15 protein-coding genes are annotated in these 14403 nt (G+C 42.6%); 6 read left to right on the top strand and 9 right to left on the bottom strand.

What is annotated here, in order from left to right:
- Both H6G32_RS12610 and tnpA read right to left on the bottom strand, forming a co-directional pair.
- The coding region (locus tag H6G32_RS12610) for an RNA-guided endonuclease TnpB family protein (RefSeq protein ID WP_190458661.1) at positions 1 to 570 on the bottom strand (570 nt) is incomplete at its 3' end.
- Positions 554 to 958, bottom strand: coding sequence for an IS200/IS605 family transposase (tnpA, locus tag H6G32_RS12605; RefSeq protein ID WP_190458660.1), 405 nt, complete (start codon positions 956 to 958; stop codon positions 554 to 556). The genes tnpA and H6G32_RS12610, both read right to left, overlap by 17 nt.
- Positions 959 to 1314: 356 nt before the next feature.
- Between tnpA and H6G32_RS12600 the strand changes: the two genes are divergently transcribed.
- Positions 1315 to 2010, top strand: a complete 696-nt coding sequence (locus H6G32_RS12600) for a response regulator transcription factor (RefSeq protein ID WP_190458658.1) — start codon at positions 1315 to 1317, stop codon at positions 2008 to 2010.
- A 261-nt stretch (positions 2011 to 2271) separates the two neighbouring features.
- On the opposite strand, the gene H6G32_RS12595 is transcribed toward H6G32_RS12600, so the two are convergent.
- Positions 2272 to 2556, bottom strand: coding sequence for an Npun_R1517 family heterocyst differentiation transcriptional regulator (locus H6G32_RS12595; protein ID WP_190458656.1), 285 nt, complete (start codon positions 2554 to 2556; stop codon positions 2272 to 2274).
- Between the two features lie 668 nt (positions 2557 to 3224).
- The gene (locus tag H6G32_RS27095) at positions 3225 to 3356 is read right to left on the bottom strand and encodes a hypothetical protein (protein ID WP_255502421.1); all 132 of its coding nucleotides are present in this window, start codon (positions 3354 to 3356) and stop codon (positions 3225 to 3227) included.
- Between the two features lie 368 nt (positions 3357 to 3724).
- On the opposite strand from H6G32_RS27095, the gene H6G32_RS12590 reads away from it, so the two are divergent.
- From H6G32_RS12590 to H6G32_RS12575, 4 genes are all read left to right on the top strand, one after another.
- Entirely contained in the window at positions 3725 to 4084 is a 360-nt protein-coding gene (locus H6G32_RS12590; RefSeq protein WP_304523798.1) for an NAD(P)H-quinone oxidoreductase subunit M, read from the top strand.
- A 476-nt stretch (positions 4085 to 4560) separates the two neighbouring features.
- Positions 4561 to 6795 carry a PP2C family serine/threonine-protein phosphatase gene (locus tag H6G32_RS12585; protein ID WP_190458652.1) on the top strand — a complete coding sequence of 745 codons (2235 nt, stop codon included), beginning with the start codon at positions 4561 to 4563 and terminating at the stop codon, positions 6793 to 6795.
- A 172-nt stretch (positions 6796 to 6967) separates the two neighbouring features.
- Entirely contained in the window at positions 6968 to 8536 is a 1569-nt protein-coding gene (locus H6G32_RS12580) for a CHAT domain-containing protein (protein WP_242046574.1), read from the top strand.
- A gap of 143 nt (positions 8537 to 8679) precedes the next feature.
- Positions 8680 to 9324: a hypothetical protein gene (locus H6G32_RS12575; RefSeq protein ID WP_190458650.1), complete on the top strand. Its 645-nt coding sequence runs from the start codon at positions 8680 to 8682 to the stop codon at positions 9322 to 9324.
- A 195-nt stretch (positions 9325 to 9519) separates the two neighbouring features.
- On the opposite strand, the gene H6G32_RS12570 is transcribed toward H6G32_RS12575, so the two are convergent.
- Complete coding sequence (locus H6G32_RS12570) at positions 9520 to 10056, bottom strand: MarR family winged helix-turn-helix transcriptional regulator (protein ID WP_190458648.1); 537 nt, start codon at positions 10054 to 10056, stop codon at positions 9520 to 9522.
- A 59-nt stretch (positions 10057 to 10115) separates the two neighbouring features.
- Here H6G32_RS12570 and H6G32_RS12565 point away from each other — a divergent pair, with 59 nt between their 5' ends.
- Positions 10116 to 10586, top strand: a complete 471-nt coding sequence (locus H6G32_RS12565; protein ID WP_190458646.1) for a GNAT family N-acetyltransferase — start codon at positions 10116 to 10118, stop codon at positions 10584 to 10586.
- A gap of 148 nt (positions 10587 to 10734) precedes the next feature.
- On the opposite strand, the gene H6G32_RS12560 is transcribed toward H6G32_RS12565, so the two are convergent.
- The 4 genes from H6G32_RS12560 to H6G32_RS12545 all read right to left on the bottom strand — a co-directional run bounded on the left by H6G32_RS12560 (position 10735) and on the right by H6G32_RS12545 (position 14136).
- Positions 10735 to 12078, bottom strand: a complete 1344-nt coding sequence (locus H6G32_RS12560) for a PrsW family glutamic-type intramembrane protease (protein ID WP_190458644.1) — start codon at positions 12076 to 12078, stop codon at positions 10735 to 10737.
- A gap of 413 nt (positions 12079 to 12491) precedes the next feature.
- Complete coding sequence (locus H6G32_RS12555) at positions 12492 to 13094, bottom strand: DJ-1/PfpI family protein (protein ID WP_190458643.1); 603 nt, start codon at positions 13092 to 13094, stop codon at positions 12492 to 12494.
- A 78-nt stretch (positions 13095 to 13172) separates the two neighbouring features.
- Positions 13173 to 13625, bottom strand: a complete 453-nt coding sequence (locus tag H6G32_RS12550) for a nitrate reductase associated protein (RefSeq protein WP_190458641.1) — start codon at positions 13623 to 13625, stop codon at positions 13173 to 13175.
- Between the two features lie 52 nt (positions 13626 to 13677).
- Positions 13678 to 14136, bottom strand: coding sequence for a phosphate-starvation-inducible PsiE family protein (locus tag H6G32_RS12545; RefSeq protein ID WP_190458639.1), 459 nt, complete (start codon positions 14134 to 14136; stop codon positions 13678 to 13680).
- Positions 14137 to 14403 lie beyond the last annotated feature (267 nt).

Below are 14403 nucleotides of genomic sequence, written 5' to 3'. Positions count from 1 at the left end.
CAAGTCTAAACCAATATTTTGAGCAACTTGAAAGTGTTTCTCTATCTCTGTTTCACACAAAATACTAGCAATGTATTTACCTGATGAAGTGCGAGTTACGGTAACATTTATAATCCTTCCAGTAATATCCTGAGACTTGTGGAACCTTACCCATCCCATCTTGGGAAGTTTTAAACGATTTTGTATTATCTGAATGTTGCCGTTAGTCAGGTTAGTTTTGTAAGACTGCTTGGAAGCATGCTTCTTTTTGAATTTAGGAAAGCCTAGGTTTTTTCTACCTTTAACTTTCTTTAAGTCAGCAAAAAAGTTTTTGTACGCTGTCTCTAAATTCCTAAGTGAGTTTTGTAAGGCGAACTTATCTACCTCTTGGAGCCATTCGACTTCTTTCTTGAGTAGAGTTAATCGCTGACTACAAGCGTTATAGTTTAACGTTTTTGAACGGTTAAGGTATAGCTCTTGTTTTAATGCCAGGAAGTGGTTATACACAAACCTTGCACAACCAATGCTCTTATTAATTAAGACTTCTTGCTTGTGGTTAGGAGTGAGTGTAACTTTAAACGCTTTCTGCATTTTGGTTCTCGATGTATTCCTTAACTTGTGCCTCTGTGTTTTCTGAAACAGTGCTTACAAAATATGAAGGATTCCAAAGATGACCTCCCCATAACTTTTTTTTGAGTTCGGGAAACTTTAAAAATACTTTTCTAGCCGATATTCCCTTGAGCATTTTGACTATATTCGGAATAGTGTGTTGAGGCGTTGCAGATACTAAAACATGAACATGATCTTCTACTACCTCTAGACTCTCGACTTTAAACTTGTAGAGAATCGCTGTCTCAATTAGAACCTCTTTCAGGAACTCAGCTATTTCATCCTTCAGTACCTTGTGTCTATACTTAACACACCATACGATATGATACTCAATTGCATAAACGTACCCTCTGCCGTGTTTTACTTCCATACTTTATCTTACCATTTGCATGACCATAAGAAGAAAAATATGCAAATATGGAGCGCCTAACTCATGACTGGAAGTCACGAGTGTGCGGCTTGAAGACATCAAAAATCATTCCTAGTCATCCAAACCGCATCAGGCAAACGGAAAGCCCCCATGAGCAAGCTAAAATATATTCGATAATCCGAGGCTTATCCGTATCTGTCTGCGTGTATCCAAGTTTCCAAGCCTTGGGAGAGCCTGCGGTTTCATCTGCTACTTTTCCCATCAATACAGAATCATCACCACTAATTTTTTTCCTTTTGTCCAATACCTACCAACTTTCGCTAAATTGGAAAAAGGTAAACTCAAGGAAAATTTAAATGTCAGCACAACTGTTACTGGTGGATGATGAACCGGGATTGAGGGAAGCCGTAAAAGACTATTTGCAAGAAAGCGGTTTCAGCGTTCAAGTCGCCAGTAACGCCCGTGAGGGCTGGGATTGGATGCAGCAAAATACACCTGACTTAGTGATTTCTGATATCATGATGCCCCAGGTGGATGGTTATCAGTTCCTCAAGCAACTGCGGAATGACCCCCGGTTCCAAGCACTCCCGGTAGTATTTTTAACTGCTAAAGGGATGACAGGCGATCGCATTCAGGGCTATCAAGCTGGTGTTGATGCTTATCTACCGAAACCTTTCGATCCAGATGAGTTAGTAGCAATCATCGAAAACTTATTAGTGCGCCGCACGGCTAAGTCTCAAACTCAGGGTGAAGAGAATGAAACCCCTGATATTGCTGAACTAGCCAATCAGATCGCCCAAATTAAAGCGCTGTTAACTCAAAGAAATGCCATCTCTCAATCTCCAGCCCCTTTTAAAATCGATTTGACTCCCAGAGAGCAAAGCGTTTTAAACTTGGTTGCAGAAGGGTTGATGAACAAAGAAATTGCCCGTCGCCTAGAAACCAGCGTTCGCAATGTAGAAAAGTACGTTAGCCGTTTGTTTAGTAAAACCGGCACGAATAGCCGCACAGAATTAGTTCGGTTTGCTTTAGAACACGGTTTAGCTAGCTGACAGACTGTACTGGCAATTTCCTTAACCTACCTTTAAAGCCAGGCATTAATACATTAGTAGGAAGCCAAGTATATTCATAGTCTAAAAGATAAAGGCTATTGTAGAGGTGTTTCTTCCTTTCCCCCAGGCTAAACCAAGCTTGTAACCTTAATATTTAGGTTATACAAGCCAATATATTGTCAGCGCCAATAGTCATGGGCAAACTTAAAATGAATTCACCATTCAGTGTGCAAAGTCCAATTTGCCCCTACGCAAATCTAACTATTGACTATTGTTATCTGCGAAATTCCGTAAGCGCATCAATTGGCGTCGCATTTGGGGCGAAGCTTTAAACTCAGAAACCTCCTGCGCTTTCACAGACGCTTGCAGCGTCTCCAGAAAGTCGTCAGACCCCTCAGTTAAAGCATCTAGCAGTACCTGCAACAGTTGCTCGCGATCGCTCAATAGACTCTTTTCCTCAATCAAACGGAATTTGAGATGAATTTCGCACTCATAAACACCAACTTCGAGATTATTTATTTGGCGCGGTAATGCTTTGGAGTTCATAATTTTGAGGTTTCCTTTACTTTGGTAGTCATCAGGGTGAAGAGCTATATCTCTAGCCAAAAATTATATTTTTTTTTAATCCAAAGTGTTTTGAATTAAGAATCTTTCTTGATCCATAACATTTTGTATTCTATTTCACTCTCCTGTGTTGTTTTCCCAGCCAGACCATGACTCTCTGGGGTTTGATGTTCCTGTACTAGTTATGGCTAAAATAAACCATAAACTATTATTCAGTTTTTAAGATTCTGTACAATAAAGTTTCTGTAAGAAGTTGCTAGGGCTTTTTAAAGGTTTTTACATCAACTTCATCTAAAGGTCAATAACAGTTTGGCTTTTTACTAGCTTTTTAGTGTTTATACGTAAGTATAAACGCTGTGGTTTTTCCATTTGCTGAAAGCTAGATGTCGGTGTAGCACAATTACGTAAAATTACTAGATGTACGTTTTTTCATCAGTAAGTTCAAGGGGAGTTAATGAGCAAAGTTGTGAGGGGTAAAAATTGTGTTTTGTAGGACAATATATATATACACCAAATCAAATTATTCTAGCGGAGAACCTTACAAAATAGAGCGAGGAGTTTGAGAACCTCCCTAGGCAAACCCAGGTATTCAATACAATTTTTGGGTTTGGCATCCTCAGAGGGGTGGGATGAAAGACAACCCGCCAACTCTATTCTCTAATCAACTCCGGCAAAACATCAGTTTGAGTTCTTTCCTCTGGCACACCAGATTGTTTGAGCAATTGTTTTGCTAATTCAGTACTCCGAAAAGTGATATGCTTTTCGCGCTGTGGTACAACCAAATACCTCTTAATGTGGTATCTTAATTGTAGTAGATAGGGAAATCAACCACCTGAAAACCCAGTATCCAGGAGGCAAAGCATCTTGAAAAATGTATGCCTAGGTAAGTAGACTGGATCAACCAACAATCCCCTTGGAAAAAACCTGTCCAAAATTGGTAAGCCAATGCTTGTTGACGGCTTCGAGAATTTCGTTTTCACCCAATATCTTGGGTGATGCCGCCAAAAATCACCGAGTTTACCCATCTAATGAGTAAATTTTGGATCAGGAACCGCCAATGAAAGGATAACTTTAATGAAACCCCACACTGTCTTCCAGGGGAATTGTCAAAATGATTTCCGTGTAATTAACCCAAACCTTACACCTTTTTATGGACAACCCGATGCTGCTCAAGTCCACAACCCGCCATATTCGCATATTTGCGGCAGAAATGAACCAGGATGAACTGGTTCCAAGTAATCATGTCTTAACGTTAGATATTGATCCAGACAATGAATTCAACTGGAATGAAGATGCGCTGCAAAAAGTTTATCGCCAGTTTGATGAACTAGTAGAAGCATCTAGTGGTGTAGACCTAACAGACTATAATTTACGCCGTATTGGCTCAGACTTGGAGCATTATTTGCGATCGCTCCTACAAAAAGGCGAAATTACCTACAATCTCTCCAGCCGCGTCACTAACTACAGCATGGGATTACCTCAAGTTGCAACTGAACAAAATCAGTCTTAGTTAAGAGTTGTCAATTTTGTAACTCTTAACAACCTAGGGGTATGGCAATACCTGCCCCTACTAAATAGTTTGATCGGAACTATCAGCCATATTAATTTTTAATTAAAGTTAATTTCTGCCTACATACTTATAAACTAAAGAAATTCCACCATTATCTGCCTCTTAATGATGGGATTCACCAACAGCAAATAGCGCAGTTGTGATTGGGTTATGCTTTGGTGACAGGGTGGAAGTTCCTTGCTTTGCAGATAGACTCTCAGGAGAGCATTAGCAGCTATGATGAGGTAATAGGGTTGACTTAGAAACGTGTTCTTTAGATCAGCAGGTAGTAAATAAGTATTAGCACCTACTGGTAGCCACCAGCTAAAATCACGCTCCAAAGTTGGATATGTCGAGTTCAAGAAACGTGAGCGGTCTAGATTGCCGCTACAAATTGCTGTTGAAGAAATTGCCTATCGCTGATCGGTGCGAGAACTATGAGTGAAGACGTGTCAACGCTCTACTGCCCAAATGAAGATTGTCAGGCTGTCAACCCTTTAAACCAAAAGTTTTGCCAGCAATGCGGCACACCCTTACCAAAACGTTATCTCTGGGCGGTGGGAGATGGTTTGAGTTTGAGTAGCCCCGGAGAAATATTAGGCGATCGCTATTTAGTCATCAGTACATCCGTAGTTTTAGATACTAAGCCTAGTTTATTGCCCCAAATGCCTGAGCTAGATGATTCCCAGGCAATCAAAGCTTATCTAAGGCTAATTCCTTACCGCTTACACATACCACAGGTATATGGAGTAATGCTTCTAGCTGATGGGCAATCCCAGAAAGAAATATTACTCTTAGAAAAACCGCCCCTCGACACTAAAGGCGTACCAACCCAAGTACATCTGTGCAGCGAGTTTACCACTGCTTGGCGTGATGCCTCATCCATCCGCCAAATCAATTGGCTGTGGCAAATAGCTCATTTATGGCAACCTCTTTTGACTGAAAAGGTAGCTTCTAGCCTACTAGACCCCTATCTATTAAGGGTAGAAGGTTCATTAGTACGTTTATTAGAATTGCGTATTGACTCAGCTACAGCACCAACACTATCGCAATTAGGTGAATTTTGGCTGCCTTTGCTGGAAGAAGCCAAGCCAGCCATAGCTGAATTTGTGCAGCAAATTATAACTGCACTCATTCAGAGAGAAATCAATTCACCAGAGCAATTAATTACAGTTTTAGATCGAGGACTGGCAGAATTAGGGCGATCGCAAACAACTGCGATCAAAATCTTCACCAAAACTGACACTGGCCCCAGCCGTCAACGTAACGAAGATGCTTGTTACCCTCCCCCTGGCAACCTTGTGAGTAAACCACCGCAGCAGATAGCCTTAGCCATTGTCTGTGACGGTATTGGTGGACATGAGGGAGGTAATGTAGCATCAACCTTAGCGATTGAAACCCTCCAGCAACAAATAAAGCAACTAACATCAGTTCCCTCCGACCACATAGACCCCTCACTGCTGCTCTCTGACTTAGAAATGGCAGTGGCCTCTGTGAATGATAAAATCAGCCAGCGCAATGACCACGAAAAACGCCAAGGGCGTCAACGCATGGGCACCACCTTGGTGATGGCATTGCCAATTGCCCACTCCATGTACATTACCCACGTGGGTGATAGTCGTGCCTACTGGATTACACGCCACGGCTGTTATCAAGTTACCCTTGATGATGATGTCGCTTCCCGCGAGGTGCGCTTAGGTTACGCTATCTATCGTGATGCAGTGCAACAAAATGGTTCTGGCTCTTTAGTGCAGGCTTTAGGGATGAGTAAGAGTACCTCATTACACCCCACTTCCCAAAGGTTTGTCCTCGATGAAGATGCTGTTTTCCTCCTGGCGTCCGATGGTTTGACTGATCTTGACCGAGTGGAAGACTACTGGGAAACAGAAATCTTGCCAATCCTGACTGGGAAAACAGATACAGAAAATGTTGCCCAGAAATTAGTAGAAATCGCTAATACTAAAAATGGCCACGATAATGTCACCATCGCTTTAGTACACTATCAAGCCAACTATTTTGAACCAGAGTTCACCATCACGGCAGATATTGCCAACAGTGTCTCAGTCGCAACGGCTGATTTGCCCCCAAGAACGACAGAGGAAACAAACTCAGATAACACCAACCAGAAAACTAAGGTAATTCCAGACAGCAAGCCGAACACAATTTCCCAACTACCGCTACATTGGATAGTTCCTTTATTATTGGCTGTAGCTGCTGGTTTAGCAGGGTTTTGGGTGATGCAATGGCGATCGCCATTAGAGACGATTTCCACTAACCCTAGTCCTGATGATGTAACTACCGCACCAACACCTACACCACGAAACCTTGCTAACCTCGCTACTGGTTGGATAATTCAAACCAACAGTCAAATAGGCTTAAACAATCAGGAATCTATTCCTACTGGTAGTTTTTTACAAGTTATCGGCACAAAACCAAATCCCAAAGCTGCTAGTGACTTGACCGTGAATTTGCGGCTCTGTTCAACTGCATCAGCATCCACCCCAGAGACAGCCCAATCCAAGCCCATAACCAAACCAGAGAAAACATTTGCGATTAATTTATCCCAACTGCAACGTTTTGGGGTCTCGGTTTTACAATCCAATGAACCAAGTCCATGTGATCAACCATCGGTAAGTCAACCACCAGAACTAACTGAGCCGAAGACACGATAAAAAGATAAAAACCTGAAATAATACAGATAACAATCGGAGTCACAAATTCACTAGGTAGAAATTTTCGCCTAGAAAAATTGTTATGTAAACTAACCACTACCATAATGATTGATTATGGTGGGGGACTCCTTGCCCGACTAATTGAAATTATTTGTTTTTACCTTTTAGTTTAATGAATCAATTGCCATCCTTAAACCTGGCGATTACCCGTCTGGTAAACACTGGCACTGATAACTTTGTCATTTGGGTGGTTAAAGCTCCCTATCTCAGTGGCCATGTTCTACGTGACTGTGTTTTTTCTGTTGAACTTAGTCAAGTCTGGCAAGAATGGCAACAGATGTTTGCTGGTCATAGTCGCTTAGATATTTCCCCACAATTAAGCCAGGGGCAGATAAACCCACTCCCCCAAGACTTGCTTTCCCAAACGGTGGGTCAGACCCCAGGGCCTTATAGTAGTCGTCTGATGCAATACTTGGGGATTAGTTTATGGCGCTGGGTTTTTGATGACCCAATTCTAGGTAGTCTAGAACGCAGTCGCGGTATTGCGATGGGACAGCATCAACGTTTGCGCTTACGACTGGAAATTCGTGACCCAGATTTAATCGCTCTACCTTGGGAAATCATGCAGCGCGAACCTGGTCAATCAGCAATGTCTCTTTCCCCAGATATATTATTTAGTCGCACTACCTGCGAAGTTGAACCCCTGCCCTATTTGCCAACAGAACAGGCTTTAAAGGCAATAAATATCTTGCTGGTTTTAGGACATGATGAGAACCTGCAATTAGAAACAGAAGCCGCTATTCTCGCACAAACCCTAGCTGAGGGTAGTTCAACGAGTAGCAACTCCCTAGGATATGCGCCTTGCATGGTGAAGACACTCTTGCAACCCACTCCACAAGAGTTGACTCAAGAGTTAGAAAGCAAAGCCTACAATGTCTTTTTTTACGCTGGTCACGGTCTACCAGCCCCAGATGGAGGGTTACTATTTCTGCAACGAGCCATGACCCTGAATGGAATAGAATTGGCGCAAGTATTGAGCCGTACAGGTGTGAAATTGGCGGTTTTCAATGCCTGCTGGGGGGCACAACCAGCTGCCATCAATCGCCAAGCTATACCCGCTAGCAGTTTGGCAGAAGTGCTGATCCGTCATGGTGTTCCTGCTGTTTTAGGGATGCGGGATGAAATTGCTGACCAAGAAAGTCACAGTTTTATTCAAGCATTTACTGAAGCTTTGCGATCTAAGAAGCCAATCGATGAGGCTGTGGCTGAAGCTAGGCAAAAGCTGTTAACACTATATAAATTCAATCAACCAGCTTGGACTTTGCCAGTTCTCTACATGCATCCAGATTTTAATGGTGAACTGATTAGAAGTGATGAGAGAACGATTATACCGGAAATCCAACTTCCAGCTTATTTTCGCTTGCTTTTACCAGGAAGTACGCCTCAAAGGTTAGGTACTGGAGTCACCCGCATTGGTCGGGAAAAAAACAATGATCTCGTCATTCAAGAGCCATCGGTTTCCAAGCACCATGCCGAAATCTTATGCCGAACTACTCTTACTGAGGCTACAAGGGTGCAAACTTATTATCTGCGAGATTGCTCTAGCTACGGAACTTGGATTTTAAATCCTCATGGTTGGCAACAAATCCTCCGGGAGGAAATCGCTTTAAAATCGGGAATGCAGTTAAAGTTTGGTAGCGCTAAAGGTGAAACCTGGGAATTTATTATTGAAGGCTCCTAATTGAGGCATTACCCCAAATTAGTTGTCAGATATCAGCCTCAAAACCTATGATGACTATCAATAAACTCAAATCTTTTTGCGGAAATCTGACTATTCCAGTTGTAGCTGTAAATAGCGCTAATTAATTAATTGCGAGGTGCCAGATGATTAATAAAATTAACAATTCAGACACTTTCCACCCTTTGCCATATCCCATGGATTTAGAGTTATTAGAAGCATTATTAGAACCAGAAGATACTACTTACCCTTGGAATCCGGCTGATGATGAATCAGAAGGTTATTTTAACCAATTAGAGCAGCAGTTTGCATTTCCGGATCTGCCTCCAGCATATCTGAGGACAAGATCACAAGATTTTTACAACCATCTAGACACTCTTTGGTCTGGAATTACTGTATGTGACAATCATACTACGAAACAGACGGTAGTGGATCATCTTCAAGAAAATTTATATACAGTTTTTGCTAATTCTGTTCCCCAACTCTGGATCAAAGCGATCGCCCACAAAGCGGCTGAGATTTTTGCTTCCCAGCAATCAACAGGTGAGCAACTGGTTGAGTGTGTTCAGGCTGTACTACCCAATTGGCAAGTAGAAGATATCTTGGTTTTAGCTCGTCCTTTTGCTTATGCTATGCGTGGCAGCAAACAGCAAACCTTAGCATCTGTAATTAATAATATTGGTCATCGTGACTGGACAGCTTTAGCGGAAATAGAGCAAGCAAAGGCTAGTTTAGCGATCGCATACTATGCCCTGAGCCAACTAAATAACGAGCAAAAAACTGAAGTTTAAATTCCGTTCCTGATATCTTTACTCAGACTGAAGCTTTGATTTAATTAAGGTGGTAAATCTTACTGCTTGCTAGTGGTGCTGATGTTGTAAATCTCAAAGTACACTAGCGATTATTTCTTAGAGTAAATAATGATAACCTAAATCTAAGGTTATTGCAAGATTTGCGCCACCTATCCTCATCAATATTCACCCGCGTTAAGTTAATTCGCTGTAACGTTTACTCACTGGACAATTCAGACAGTTTGTTTCATCACATAAACGGCAGATAGTTAAGGCGCTATCCTTCGTTTTTGTCAGGGAAAACAAGATTTGGTTACTGATGCGGCACAAATGTAGGCGGTCTCTTGAAGATAGAGAAGCAATGGCTTCCTCAAGTGCCAAGAGCCGCGCTTGATGGATCTTGCTCACCAGAGCTTCCCCTTCTTGGGTCAATTTCAGCTCCACAGCTCTGCGATCAACAGAGCAACGTTCACGGAGAATCAATCCTTGTTTCTCCAGTCGCTCTACAAGCCGCACTGCACCTGGATGCGACATTCCCAGGGCGCGGCGCAATTGTTCAATCGGTATCCCAGGTGCATGTCTTACCAAGCAAAGAGCCTCAGTAGCCGGTCCTGCGTCATCGATCATTTGCTCCGCCGACTGGGCGATCAAATCTGTCAAGGCAAGGGACAAAGCCCCCACTACATTCGCAAGGTTAGTGTTTTCCATCCCTAAATTATATGCGTCATGCATATTGACATCAAACAAATCTGTTGCTTATTATATGCTTCAAGCATACAATTAAATTCTCCATGATCCGACCTACAAAACCCGAAGATGCGGCGGCACTGATTGCCGTAGCCAACACAATCGGTTTCCAGCCGAACGAGCTCGAGGCTCTCGGCAAAATGTTGGCTGACTACTTCGACGGCAACACCGATAGCGATCCCTTTTGGATCACCGACGACGATGACAAAGACGGGCCGGTGGGAGTCGCCTATTGTGAGCCTGAACGGATGACCGATCAGACGTGGAACCTACAATTGATCGCCATTCGCCCCGACCACCAGGGACAAGGACGCGGCGGGAAACTGCTGCGCTACGTTGAAGAAACTTTGAAGGCGCGCGGTGGACGAATGTTACTGGTGGAAACTTTAGCGAGCTTAGAGGGCACACGGACGTTCTACACGAAGTGCGGCTACAAGGAGGAGGCTCGCATCCGGGACTTCTACACGGCGGGCGCTGATAAGATTGTGTTTCGTAAAGTATTGAATGCAGACTAGACTACAGCAACCCATGAACAAGTTTCGGTTCGGAAACTGAAATTATGTCTGGATAAGCGTTTCAAGCGATATGGGGAAATTTTTCACGAATCGTTGCAATACCCCAATCCCAGTTTGTGGGGGAGCCTAGCCCCCATTATGGAATGTATTATTTGGGTTCGAGAAAGCGGGTAGCGAAATTTTGCGATCGCGTTGGAGACAGCACCCGGGCCTTGAGAATTGCCGCCATCAAGAAGGCGTAAGATAACACCCCAACTACCACCAACAACAAGCCATTGATCGAGCCTGTAGCGTTCCACAAAGCATGGAGTGCAGCGGCGCTCAGATAACCAACAGAGAGAATCTGCCAACTCATTAGGGGCTTGAGGACGGCCAACCCGACAAAATAACCCAGATACCCACTGTAAGCCATGTGTCCAGCAACAGATCCTAAAATTCGCGGAATTAGCAGTTGCAAACCCACCAGTTCTCCGGAATTTTGAGTGATAGCCGGCACATACTGTCCGAGGGTTTCCAACAGGGTGAAGCCTACAGCTGAAGCCGTTCCTAGAAGAATGCCATCTAGAGGTTCCCCAATTCCTATGCGTTCTTTCCACGGTGAGGGTAAAGTGTTACCGATGACATAAGCTCCTAGTACCGGCAATGCCTTGAGTAATTCCTCCATCAACCCAGCACCAAAAAACATCCGCACCAGTAATTCTGTGAAGGTAATCGAATCCTGAGGTGAGGATACGTTACCAGGGAGGATGCCGCGAAAGACAAAGATAAACAAATCTAATATGGGACTAACTAAAATCACCATCGTGCTCAATGCCACAGCCATGATTACCCACCAAGGCTTTTGCTTGCCGCAAAGTTGGTAAACAAAATAGTAGGCAGCCAAGGCTATGTAAGTCGCGACAATTACTTGATTCGCTTGGGGATGACCTACCGTAGCAAACATCAGCACCACGAAGACTACTGTGAGTATTCCCGGTACAAGGTAAGCTTTGCGAGTTAAATCTTTACCAGTAGAAATAATGGGGAAAAGTTGAGTGAAGCTAACCGAATCTTGCTTTAACTGCGTTTGGTAGTTCTTCGCAGACGGTAGTGCTGCGGCTGGGCTAGACATTACCGTTGCTTGGGAGATGACTTCGTACTCAAAAACGAATTGCGGCCCATCAGCACCTAAGGAAATGCGATCGCCTAGGTGCAATTCTTGACAACCTTGCAAGGGTTGTCCATTTAAAAAAGTACCATTAGCACTATTCAAATCACAAAGTACCCAGCTGAATCTGCTATCTGGAGATAAAGAGAGGGGACGAAGCACTGCATGACGACGAGATACCATCCGGTAGGTCATGGCATCCAAGACAACTTGGCAGCTGGGGTCGCGTCCAATTACCACCTCTTTACTGGGGAGCAGCCAATAGCGAGATTCTGAGTCGAAAGCCGCTCCATTACCAGACACTAGCCGCAGAAATGCATTTTGTCTTGCGTTTTTGCCTGTCATCGAGTTCTTAAAATACTTTGGCAGTCAACTTAACCTTAGCCACCTCAAAAGCAGCATTGCTAAATACACTATAGCTTCACTTACTGCGAAGAAATAGAAAATTCCCCATTCATAATTTAAACAAAATTTAAAATTGTCTCAGCTAATGTTGCTTGGCTTTTTGTCCAATGGAAGTGCATCTTGAGTCTTGTTTGTTCTGTGTGTCAATCATAGTGTATGGGTGATCAACTTCTGAAATTCTACTGCCAATTACAACTACAGCCATTTATCAAAAAAACAGTAGTTTTTACAACATTTATTTGCTAAAAAAAAGATAAAATTGTCCGCAGCTAGTAGTCAAAAAAAACTGACCACGGACAACTGAAAATTGGCGATTTGGATATTTGTCGGTGTGAGCAAGCTTTTGCTGGCACTTACTTGACCGCAACGTCCTGTAAATGCTCAATTTTAGTTCCCAGTACTTTGAGGAATGCTGCCAGCCAACGGGGATGAGCCGGCCAAGCTGGTGCTGTCACCAAGTTGCCATCAACTATGGCTTCATCAACTGGAATATTTACGTAGATACCCCCTGCACTACGTACATCGGGAGCACAGGCAGGGTAAGCAGTACACCTCTTGCCTTGGAGAACATCAGCAGCAGCTAACAACTGCAAACCGTGGCAAATAGCAGCAATAGGTTTATTTGCGTGGGCAAAGTGGCGGGTAATTTCTAGCACCTGCTGATTCAGCCGGATATATTCTGGTGCGCGTCCTCCGGGAATGACTAAAGCATCATAAGTTTCAGCTTTTACTTCTGCAAATGTGGCGTTTAAAGTGAAATTGTGTCCGGGTTTTTCACTATAAGTCTGGTCACCTTCAAAGTCGTGAACCGCTGTTCGCACTTTGTCGCCGGCTTTTTTGTCAGGACATACAGCGTCAATGGTGTGTCCCACCATTTGCAAAGCCTGGAAGGGAACCATCACCTCATAGTCTTCCACATAGTCCCCAATCAGCATCAAAATTTTCTTTGCAGTCATGTTTTGGTATTCTCAATTATTAGTTAATAGTCAATTATTTTAGTATAATTTTTCGTTATTTACTGGTAACTGAACAAATTACAGTAAATTAAATTCCGCTATTGCTCTTGGAAAATTCCGGTTTTCATGTCCTGAACGGCTAAGTTTAAGCAGGGCAAAACGCTGTAAGGGAGTTAAATTTGCCCACTGTTGAGGTGTGAGGATGACACCTATTTCTTGTGCTTTTTCTTGCAGGCTTGGTGGCACAGTGTTAGGTTCCAACCATGCAGGATGAGACTCAATTGGCAATTTTTCTGCTGGTGTCCCCCTGCGTTTTAAAATTAGCTGCTGGAGATAGTTTTGGTAAGATTGAATGTCTGTTTCTGTGATGCAAGGTAATTCTAATAAAGCTTGGCGTTCTTCTTGAGTCATCTGATTCCAATCAGACAGTTTTAGCTTGATACCAGAGGTATCTAGTTTGTAGCGCACCTGCATAGGAATGCAACGTAGGGAATGAATAAAGTCCGCTTCAAATTCAAAGAAATCTGCCATAATCAACAATTCAAAAATTTAAGTTACATCTAGAATTCGAGAATATACTGATTCAACGATTATGATTGGCATTACTGGAACGAATTATTAAATAACTAATTGAGAGAGCAAGAATAGCAATCCCTAAACCAATGATATCAATACCTGATACCTTTTCTAAGTCCAGAATAATAATTTTTCTAGCAACAGCAATCAAAGAAGTAACAATCACTAATTCAACCTGAAAAACGTGTTTTTGCAGATAAGCTGTGATGTTCTCTAAAATTTCTAAAGCGATTAAAATATTCAAAAACAAACCAAATATCTTAAATAAGGTAGAGTTAAACTTGCCGTAAGGTGCGCTAAATAACTCTTTAATTAGAAAAACTCCTAAATCGCCGATTGCTGCCAAAATTACCAGCACCATCAAAACAGATAGGATTTTAGAAACTATCACTTCTATGTTTTCGATGAAGTGCATAAAGTTCTCATCGCTGGTAACTGCGATGATTCTCTTGAGTAATTTCTTCATTTGCCGCACCCATTTTAAAGTAAAAAGCCAAAACCCTATAGATAAAACTAAAGGATTTTAAAATAATACCTTACTGATGGGTTGTGTATGTACTGTATTTTTTTAGGTTTTCCAATGTTGTACAGCTAAGACTCAGGGTATAAAGACCATTTTTTACTCAGGTTTTTGCCCTTTTGCTAATGGTTAATAGCCAAGACTTGAGATGTGATTGGTATTGTGTTTGCCTAGGTTAAGAATCAGAAAAACTAATGATAACTATAGACTACT

Origin of the sequence: Cylindrospermum sp. FACHB-282, from assembly GCF_014697195.1 — a bacterium.
Taxonomy (GTDB): domain Bacteria; phylum Cyanobacteriota; class Cyanobacteriia; order Cyanobacteriales; family Nostocaceae; genus Cylindrospermum.
This window is presented reverse-complemented; position numbering and strand designations above follow the sequence as displayed.

Coding starts and splice junctions, on each gene's coding strand:
- tnpA (WP_190458660.1), bottom strand. CDS start 958: ATGGAAGTAAAACACGGCAGAGGGTACGTTTATGCAATTGAGTATCAT.
- H6G32_RS12600 (WP_190458658.1), top strand. CDS start 1,315: ATGTCAGCACAACTGTTACTGGTGGATGATGAACCGGGATTGAGGGAA.
- H6G32_RS12595 (WP_190458656.1), bottom strand. CDS start 2,556: ATGAACTCCAAAGCATTACCGCGCCAAATAAATAATCTCGAAGTTGGT.
- H6G32_RS12590 (WP_304523798.1), top strand. CDS start 3,725: ATGGACAACCCGATGCTGCTCAAGTCCACAACCCGCCATATTCGCATA.
- H6G32_RS12585 (WP_190458652.1), top strand. CDS start 4,561: ATGAGTGAAGACGTGTCAACGCTCTACTGCCCAAATGAAGATTGTCAG.
- H6G32_RS12580 (WP_242046574.1), top strand. CDS start 6,968: ATGAATCAATTGCCATCCTTAAACCTGGCGATTACCCGTCTGGTAAAC.
- H6G32_RS12575 (WP_190458650.1), top strand. CDS start 8,680: ATGATTAATAAAATTAACAATTCAGACACTTTCCACCCTTTGCCATAT.
- H6G32_RS12570 (WP_190458648.1), bottom strand. CDS start 10,056: ATGCATGACGCATATAATTTAGGGATGGAAAACACTAACCTTGCGAAT.
- H6G32_RS12565 (WP_190458646.1), top strand. CDS start 10,116: ATGATCCGACCTACAAAACCCGAAGATGCGGCGGCACTGATTGCCGTA.
- H6G32_RS12560 (WP_190458644.1), bottom strand. CDS start 12,078: ATGACAGGCAAAAACGCAAGACAAAATGCATTTCTGCGGCTAGTGTCT.
- H6G32_RS12555 (WP_190458643.1), bottom strand. CDS start 13,094: ATGACTGCAAAGAAAATTTTGATGCTGATTGGGGACTATGTGGAAGAC.
- H6G32_RS12550 (WP_190458641.1), bottom strand. CDS start 13,625: ATGGCAGATTTCTTTGAATTTGAAGCGGACTTTATTCATTCCCTACGT.
- H6G32_RS12545 (WP_190458639.1), bottom strand. CDS start 14,136: ATGAAGAAATTACTCAAGAGAATCATCGCAGTTACCAGCGATGAGAAC.